This is a genomic window from Streptomyces sp. NRRL S-495, from assembly GCF_000966955.1.
Lineage (GTDB): Bacteria > Actinomycetota > Actinomycetes > Streptomycetales > Streptomycetaceae > Kitasatospora > Kitasatospora purpeofusca.
Window position 1 is genome coordinate 1 of record NZ_JZWY01001034.1, and the last position, 7179, is coordinate 7179.

Annotated in this window: 8 protein-coding genes; 7 read left to right on the forward strand and 1 reads right to left on the reverse strand. The window is 75.5% G+C overall.

Going from position 1 to position 7179, the window contains the following annotated elements; genetic code table 11:
- The 6 genes from VR45_RS38400 to VR45_RS38425 form a co-directional block, all read left to right on the forward strand.
- On the forward strand, positions 1-318 hold a 318-nt coding region (locus tag VR45_RS38400), incomplete at its 5' end, for an SDR family oxidoreductase (RefSeq protein WP_045944590.1).
- 206 nt (positions 319-524) lie between these two features.
- Positions 525-1724: an isochorismate synthase DhbC gene (dhbC, locus tag VR45_RS38405; RefSeq protein WP_045944591.1), complete on the forward strand. Its 1200-nt coding sequence runs from the start codon at positions 525-527 to the stop codon at positions 1722-1724.
- A gap of 62 nt (positions 1725-1786) precedes the next feature.
- Positions 1787-3490, forward strand: coding sequence for a (2,3-dihydroxybenzoyl)adenylate synthase (locus VR45_RS38410; protein ID WP_286163654.1), 1704 nt, complete (start codon positions 1787-1789; stop codon positions 3488-3490).
- A gap of 46 nt (positions 3491-3536) precedes the next feature.
- Entirely contained in the window at positions 3537-4169 is a 633-nt protein-coding gene (locus VR45_RS38415; RefSeq protein ID WP_045944592.1) for an isochorismatase family protein, read from the forward strand.
- 5 nt (positions 4170-4174) lie between these two features.
- A complete protein-coding gene (locus VR45_RS38420; protein WP_045944593.1) occupies positions 4175-4399 on the forward strand; it encodes a phosphopantetheine-binding protein in 225 nt (74 codons plus the stop codon).
- Entirely contained in the window at positions 4399-5184 is a 786-nt protein-coding gene (locus VR45_RS38425; RefSeq protein WP_045944594.1) for an AMP-binding protein, read from the forward strand. Before VR45_RS38420 ends, VR45_RS38425 begins: the two co-directional genes overlap by 1 nt.
- 110 nt (positions 5185-5294) lie before the next feature.
- On the opposite strand, the gene VR45_RS38430 is transcribed toward VR45_RS38425, so the two are convergent.
- Positions 5295-6476, reverse strand: a complete 1182-nt coding sequence (locus VR45_RS38430) for a M20 family metallopeptidase (protein ID WP_045944595.1) — start codon at positions 6474-6476, stop codon at positions 5295-5297.
- A 128-nt stretch (positions 6477-6604) separates the two neighbouring features.
- Between VR45_RS38430 and VR45_RS38435 the strand changes: the two genes are divergently transcribed.
- Positions 6605-7179: condensation domain-containing protein (locus VR45_RS38435; protein WP_045944596.1), on the forward strand; the 575-nt coding region annotated here is incomplete at its 3' end.

Genomic DNA, 7179 nt, shown 5'->3' on the forward strand with positions numbered 1-7179 from the left:
GCCTCCAAGGCGGCGGCCACCATGTACACCCGGTGTCTCGGCCTGGAGCTCGGCCGCTCCGGAGTGCGCTGCAACATCGTCTCGCCCGGCTCCACCGACACCGAGATGCAGCGCGGCCTCTGGCAGGACGACGCGGCGGCCGCCGAACGGCGCGTCATCGACGGCGACCCGACCAGCTACCGGGTCGGCATCCCGCTCGGCCGGATCGCCCAACCCGCCGACATCGCCGAGGCGGTGACCTTCCTGGTCTCCGACCGGGCCCGCCACATCACCATGCACGACCTGTACGTGGACGGCGGCGCCACGCTGCGGGCCTGACGCCCCGGCAGCGCCTCCGACCCGGATCCGGCACGCCTCCAGCACGACAGCACGCACCACGACGGCCCCGCCCCGGGGCGAGCAGCACCCGGGGCCCGGTGCCCCACCGGGACCGCACCCCCACCGGGGCGCGCCCCGGACCAGACCACCGCCGACCGCCGCGACGAGCAGCGTCCGGCGACCACTCGCAGACTGGGAGATTCCAGGTGACCACGGTGCATCACGCCCCCGTCGGGACGGACCACACCGTCATCGGCGCGGCCAGCGGGCTGCTGGGCCAGTATCGGGCCGCGGCCGACGAGGCGTTCTTCGCCTCCCCGACCCGCACGCTGCTCGCCGAGGGCGTGCACGCCCGGGTGCCCCAGGACGGGCGCCCGCTGGTCGACCGGGTCGCCGAGACCCTCGCCCGGGCCCGCCGGGACGGCGTCGAACACCCGCTGGTGGTGGGCGCGGTGGCGTTCGACCACGACAGCCGGGCCGAGCTCGCCGTCCCCGCGACGCTCCGCACCTGCGGCGCGCTGCGCGACGACCCGCTGATCGCGCTGCCCGCCCCGGCCGCCGACCGGATCGACTGGGACGTCCGCCCGGTGCCCGCGCCCGAGGCGTACGGGGCCGGCGTCGCCGAGGCCGTGGAACTGCTCCGGGCCGACGGCGAGCTGAGCAAGGTCGTGCTCTCCCGGACCCTGGAGCTGCACGCCGACCGCCCGCTCGACCTGCCCGCGATCCTCCAGCGCCTCGGTCGCCGCGACCCCGGCGGCTACACCTTCGCCGTCCCCGCCGGCGGCGGCCGCACCCTCATCGGCGCCAGTCCCGAACTGCTGCTCTCGCGCAGCGGCACCGCCGTGGTCGCCAACCCGCTGGCCGGCTCGGTGCCGCGCAGCGCCGACCTCGGCGAGGACGTCCGCCGCGCCGCCGCGCTGCTGGAGTCGCCCAAGGACCTCCAGGAGCACGCCTTCGTCGTGGACGCGATCCACGCCGCGCTCGCGCCGTACTGCCGCGACCTGGTCGTGCCGGCCCGCCCCACCCTGGTGCGCACCGCCGCGATGTGGCACCTGGCCACCACCATCACCGGCGAACTGGTCGACCCGGCCGTCTCCGCCCTGGAGCTGGCCGTCGCCATGCACCCGACCCCGGCGGTCTGCGGCAGCCCGACCCCGCTCGCCCGCGAGGCGATCCGGGGGATCGAGCCCTTCGACCGCGGCCTGTACACGGGCATGGTCGGCTGGGGCGACGCGGACGGCGACGGCGAGTGGGTGGTCACCCTGCGCTGCGCCGAGGCCGACGAGCGGACGCTGCGGGTGTTCGCCGGTGCCGGTGTGGTCGCCGAGTCCCGGCCGGAGTCCGAACTCGCCGAGACCAGCGCCAAGTTCCGCACCTTCCTGGACGCCGCCGGGGTGCCGCAGTGACCGACCCGACCACCCCGGGAGCTTCCGCAGTGACCGACCCGACCGCCCCGGGAGCCTCCGCCGTGACCGATCCGCACCACCCGCTGGCCGAGGTGCTGGCCGGATTCGCCCCGTACCCGGCCGAGTTCGCCGCGCGCTACCGGGCCGACGGCCACTGGCGCGGCGAGACCTTCGGCTCGATGCTGCGCGAGCGCGCGGCCGCCCACCCCGACCGGATCGCGATCGTCGACCCGGCCGGCGGTACCGGTGACGACCCGACCCGTCGCTGGACGTACGCCGAACTCGACCTGCGGGCCGACCGGATGGCCGCCGGACTGCGCGCCCGGGGCATCCGCCGGGGCGACCGGGTGGTGGTCCAGCTCCCCAATGTCGCCGAGTTCTTCGAGCTGGTCTTCGGGCTGTTCCGGGTCGGCGCACTGCCGGTCTTCGCGCTGCCCGCGCACCGGTACACCGAGATCTCCTACTTCTGCTCCTTCACCGGCGCGGTCGGCTACGTGGTCCCGGCCGTCGAGGGCGGCTTCGACTACCGCGAACTGGCAAGCAGGGTGAAGGCGGAGACGCCCTCGCTGCGGCACGTCCTGGTGGTGGGCGGGGACGCCGGGGAGCACACTCCGCTGGCCGAGGTCCCGGTCGACCCGGCCGGGGCGGCCGAAGGACCCGGTGACGAGCCGCAGCCCGGGGACGTGGCCTTCCTCCAGCTGTCCGGGGGCAGCACCGGGGTGCCCAAGCTCATCCCGCGCACCCACGACGACTACATCTACTCCCTGCGCGGCTCGGTCGAACTCTGCGGCCAGGACGAGCACAGCGTCTACCTCGTGGTGCTGCCCGCCGCGCACAACTTCCCGCTCAGCTCGCCGGGTTCGCTCGGCACGCTGTACGCGGGCGGCCGGGTGGTGCTCTGCCCGCAGCCGAGCCCGGAGACGGCGTTCCCGCTGATCGAGCGCGAGGGCGTGACCATCACCGGCCTGGTGCCGCCGCTGGCCCTGCTCTGGCTGGACTCCGCCGAGCGGCTCCGCGAGGCCGGCGGGCGCACCGGCCTGGAGACCCTGGAGGTGCTGCTCGTCGGCGGTGCCAAGTTCAGCGAGGAGGCGGCCCGGCGGGTGCGCCCGGTGCTGGGCTGCACCCTCCAGCAGGTGTTCGGGATGGCCGAGGGCCTGGTCAACTACACCCGGCTGGACGACCCGGAGGAGGTGATCGTCACCACCCAGGGCCGGCCGATCTCCCCGGACGACGAGGTGCGGGTGGTCGACGACGAGGACCGCGACCTGCCCGACGGCACCACCGGCCACCTGCTCACCCGCGGCCCGTACACCATCCGCGGCTACTGGAACGCGCCCGAGCACAACGCCGCCTCCTTCACCGCGGACGGCTTCTACCGCACCGGTGACCTCGTCCGCCGCACCGGCACCGGCCACCTGGTGGTCGAGGGCCGGGCCAAGGACCAGATCAACCGGGGCGGCGAGAAGGTCGCCGCCGAGGAGATCGAGAACCACCTGCTGGCCCACCCGGCCGTGCACGACGCGGCGGTGGTCTCGATGCCCGACCCTTACCTCGGCGAGCGCACCTGCGCCTACGTCGTCCTGCGCGAGGAGCACCGCGCGCAGCCGCCGAAGGAGCTGAAGCGCTTCGTGCGGCAGCGCGGACTGGCCGACTTCAAGGTGCCGGACCGGGTCGAGTTCGTCGACGCCTTCCCCGCCACCGGCATCGGCAAGGTCAGCAAGAAGGACCTGCGCGCCGCCATCGCCGCCTCCCTCACCTCCTCCTGAGCCTCCGGACTCCTGGATCCCCCCTACACGTTAAGGACGCACCGCCGTGGGCCTGCCCCGCATCCCCTCCTATCCGATGCCCGCCGCCGCCGAGCTGCCGGCCAACCGGGTCGACTGGACGGTCGACCCGTCCCGCGCCGTGCTGCTGGTGCACGACCTGCAGAACCACTTCATGGGCGCCTTCGACACCTCGGCCGCGCCGGTCACCGAACTGTTCGCCAACATCGGCCGGCTGCGCGCCTGGGCCGCCGAGCACGGCGTGCCCGTCGTCTACTCGGCCCAGCCGGGCGGCCAGAGCGCCGAACAGCGCGGCCTGCAGCAGGACTTCTGGGGCCCCGGGATCCCGGACGACCCGCGGGCGGCGGCGATCGCCGACGAGGTCGCCCCGGCCGAGGGCGACCTGCTGCTCACCAAGTGGAAGTACAGCGCCTTCGTCCGGACCGGTCTGGACGAGCTGCTGCGCGAGCAGGGCCGGGACGAGCTGGTGATCACCGGCGTGTACGCGCACATCGGGGTGCAGGCGACCGCCTGCGACGCCTGGATGCGGGACATCCGGGCCTTCGTGGTGGCCGACGCGGTCGCCGACTTCGGCGCGGACGAGCACCGCGCCGCGCTCAGCTGGGTGGCCGGGCGCTGCGGCGTCGTCACCGGCACCGACGCCGTCGTGGAAGGGAAGTGACAGCCATGGCCTTCACCGTGGAGCGAATCCGGGCCGAGGTCGCCGACCTGCTCGGCGAGGACCCGGCGGACATCCCGCTGGACGAGAACCTGGCCGACTGGGGCCTGGACTCGGTCCGGCTGATGGCGCTGGCCGAGCGCTGGCGGGCCGAGGGCGCCGAGGTGACGTTCCTGCAGCTGGCCGAGCGTCCGGCCGTCGAGGCCTGGGCCGAACTGCTGGGCGCGTCCTGATGGAGTCCGGCACGGCGGTGGCGAGGCCGTCGCGAACGGAGCGGTGGCCGGCCACCACCGTGGTCGGGCCGATCGAGGCGCAGGCGGCGCGGACGCCGGACGCCCCGGCCCTGCTGCCGGCCGGAGCGGCGCCGGTGAGCTACGGCGAGTTGAACGCCGCGGCCAACCGGACGGCCCGCTGCCTGACGGACCGGGGCGCCCGCCCCGGCACCGTCGTCGGCCTCGCGCTGACCCGCCCGGCCGACCTGGTGCCGGCGCTGCTGGCGGTGGCCAAGTCGGGTGCGGCGTACCTGCCGCTGGACCCGGACGACGCCCCGGGGCGGCTGTCCTGGCTGCTGGCCGACGCGGCGCCGGTGTGCGTGCTGGGGGAGGGGGTGCCGGACGCGGAGCGGCCGAGCGCCGCCGAGCTGGCCGGGCGGGCGGCCACCGACCCGCCGCGGGCGCTGACCCCGCAGCATCCGCTGTGCCGGGCGTACGGGCCGGGCGGGCGTCCGGCGGGGGTGTGGACGACCCACGCCGAGGTGGACCGCCGGGTGCGTGAGCTGCAGTCCGTGTACGGTCTCGGTCCGGGCGACCGGGTGCTGCAACTGGGGCTGCCGCTGTGGGAGTTCCTGTGGCCCCTGCGGACCGGGGCGGCGCTGGTGCTGGCCGATCCGGACCGGCCGGGCGAGGTCGGGGAGCTGGTCCGGGAGGCCGGGGTGACCGCGCTGCGCGCGGCGCCGTCGGTGCTCGGCGAGCTGCTGCCCGAACCGGGGCCGGTGCACCTGGTGCCGGAGCGCGGCTGACTTCCGGGACTTGACCTCCGGGACCTGACGGACGGCGGCCGACGGACTTCCGAGCCCGTCGGCCGCTGTCCGCCGCCCGCCGTCGGCGGCCTGTCGTCAGCGGCCCGCCGTCAGCGCGGCACCGCCGCGAAGTCGGCCGCCGTCCAGGCCAGCGCGACCGCGCCCTCCAGGACGGCCCGGTCCGCCTCCGGCGAGACGGCGGCCTCGACGAACGCGGCCTCGTGCGGGCCGCAGGAGCCGCCGGTGATGTCCAGGACCGGGTGGATGGAGGGGACGGCGTGCGAGACGTTGCCCATGTCGGTGCAGGCGAACGGCCCGCTCTCGACCGGCTCCGGGCGGCCCGCCGCCGCCGCGTTGGCCCGCCACAGCGCGAGCAGTCCGGTGTCGCTGCGGAAGTCCAGGTAGTCCGGCTCCGGCCGGGTCAGCTCGACCTCGCACCCGGTGGCCAGCGCGCCGGCCCGGAAGCAGTCCTCGACCCGGGTGCGCAGCTCCGCGAGGTCCTCGGCGGCCGAGGTCCGGATCTCGTACTCGGCGGTGGCGCTGTCGGGGATGAGGTTGGGCGCCGTGCCGGCGGCCGTGGTGATGCCGTGCACCCGCCACTGCGGGGGCAGTTGCTGCCGCAGCAGCCCGAGTGCGACCTGGGCGACGGTGAGGGCGTCGGCGGCGTTGCGCCCCTCGTGCGGGTTGAGGCTGGGGTGGGCGGCGCGGCCGGTGTAGCGGACGGAGAGAGTGCCGAGCGCGAAGGAGTGGAAGTCGGCGACCTCCACCGGGCAGGGGTGGACCATCATCGCGGCGTCCACGCCGTCGAACGCGCCCGCGTCCAGCAGCAGGGCCTTTCCGGCGCCGCGCTCCTCGGCCGGTGCGCCGATCACCCGGACGGTGAGCCCGAGCCGGTCGGCGTACGGGGCGAGGCCGAGCGCGGCGCCGAGGCCGGCGGCGGCGATGAGGTTGTGGCCGCAGGCGTGGCCGAGGCCGGGCAGGGCGTCGTACTCGCAGACGATCGCGACGGTGACCGGTCCGCTGCCGGTGCTCGCACTGAACGCGGTGGGCAGGCCGGCGGTGCCGGGGGTGACGGAGTAGCCGTGCTCGCGCAGCAGTCGGGCGCACCACTCGGCGGCCCGGTGCTCCTCGAACGCGACCTCCGGGTGGGCGTGGATGCGGCGGCTGAGCGCCAGCAGCTCCTCCCGGTGGGCGAGGACGCGCTCGCGCACGGCCTCCTTCGTCGTGGGGTCGGCCGGTCCGGCGGCGACCGCCGGACCGGGCGCGGGCTCGCTCGCGTTCAAGGGGGACATCGGCGCCTCCGGGGCTGTCAGGGCCTGCCCACCGGCAGGCTGTTGACCAGACAATATGTAGATAGCTTAGGCTAACCTAACCAGGCAATTGGCGTGCCGTTCGCCGGACCCGAGGAGCTTTCAGAACCATGCGTCGCCACCAGGCCGCGTCCGACCCCGTCGCCGTCCCCGCCGCAGCCGACGTACCGCTGCTCGCCACCCAGGCCGCGATCTGGTACGCCCAGGCGCTCGACCCCGACAGCCCGGTCTACAACACCGGCGACGCCGTCGAGATCACCGGCCCGCTCGACGCCGGACTGTTCGAGAGCGCCCTGCGCCGCACCGTGGACGAGGCCGACGCGCTCTCCGCCGTCGTCCTCGCGGAGAACACCGGCGCGGAGAACAGCGGCGCGGAGTACACCGGCGCGGAGAACAGCGGCGCCGAGGACGCCGACCCGTCGCCCCGTCAGCGCCTCACCCCCGGCCGCCCCTGGACCCTGCACCACCTCGACCTGCGCGCCGAGGCCGACCCGGAGGCCGCCGCCGAGACCTGGATGCGCGCCGACCTGGCCCGCCCCGTCGACCTCACCGAGGGCCCGCTCTTCACCCAGGCCCTGATCCGCCTCGCCGAGGACCGCCACTGGTGGTACCAGCGCGTCCACCACCTCGCCGTCGACGCCTACGCCCTCACCCTCCTCACCGGCCGGGTCGCCGAGCTCTACAC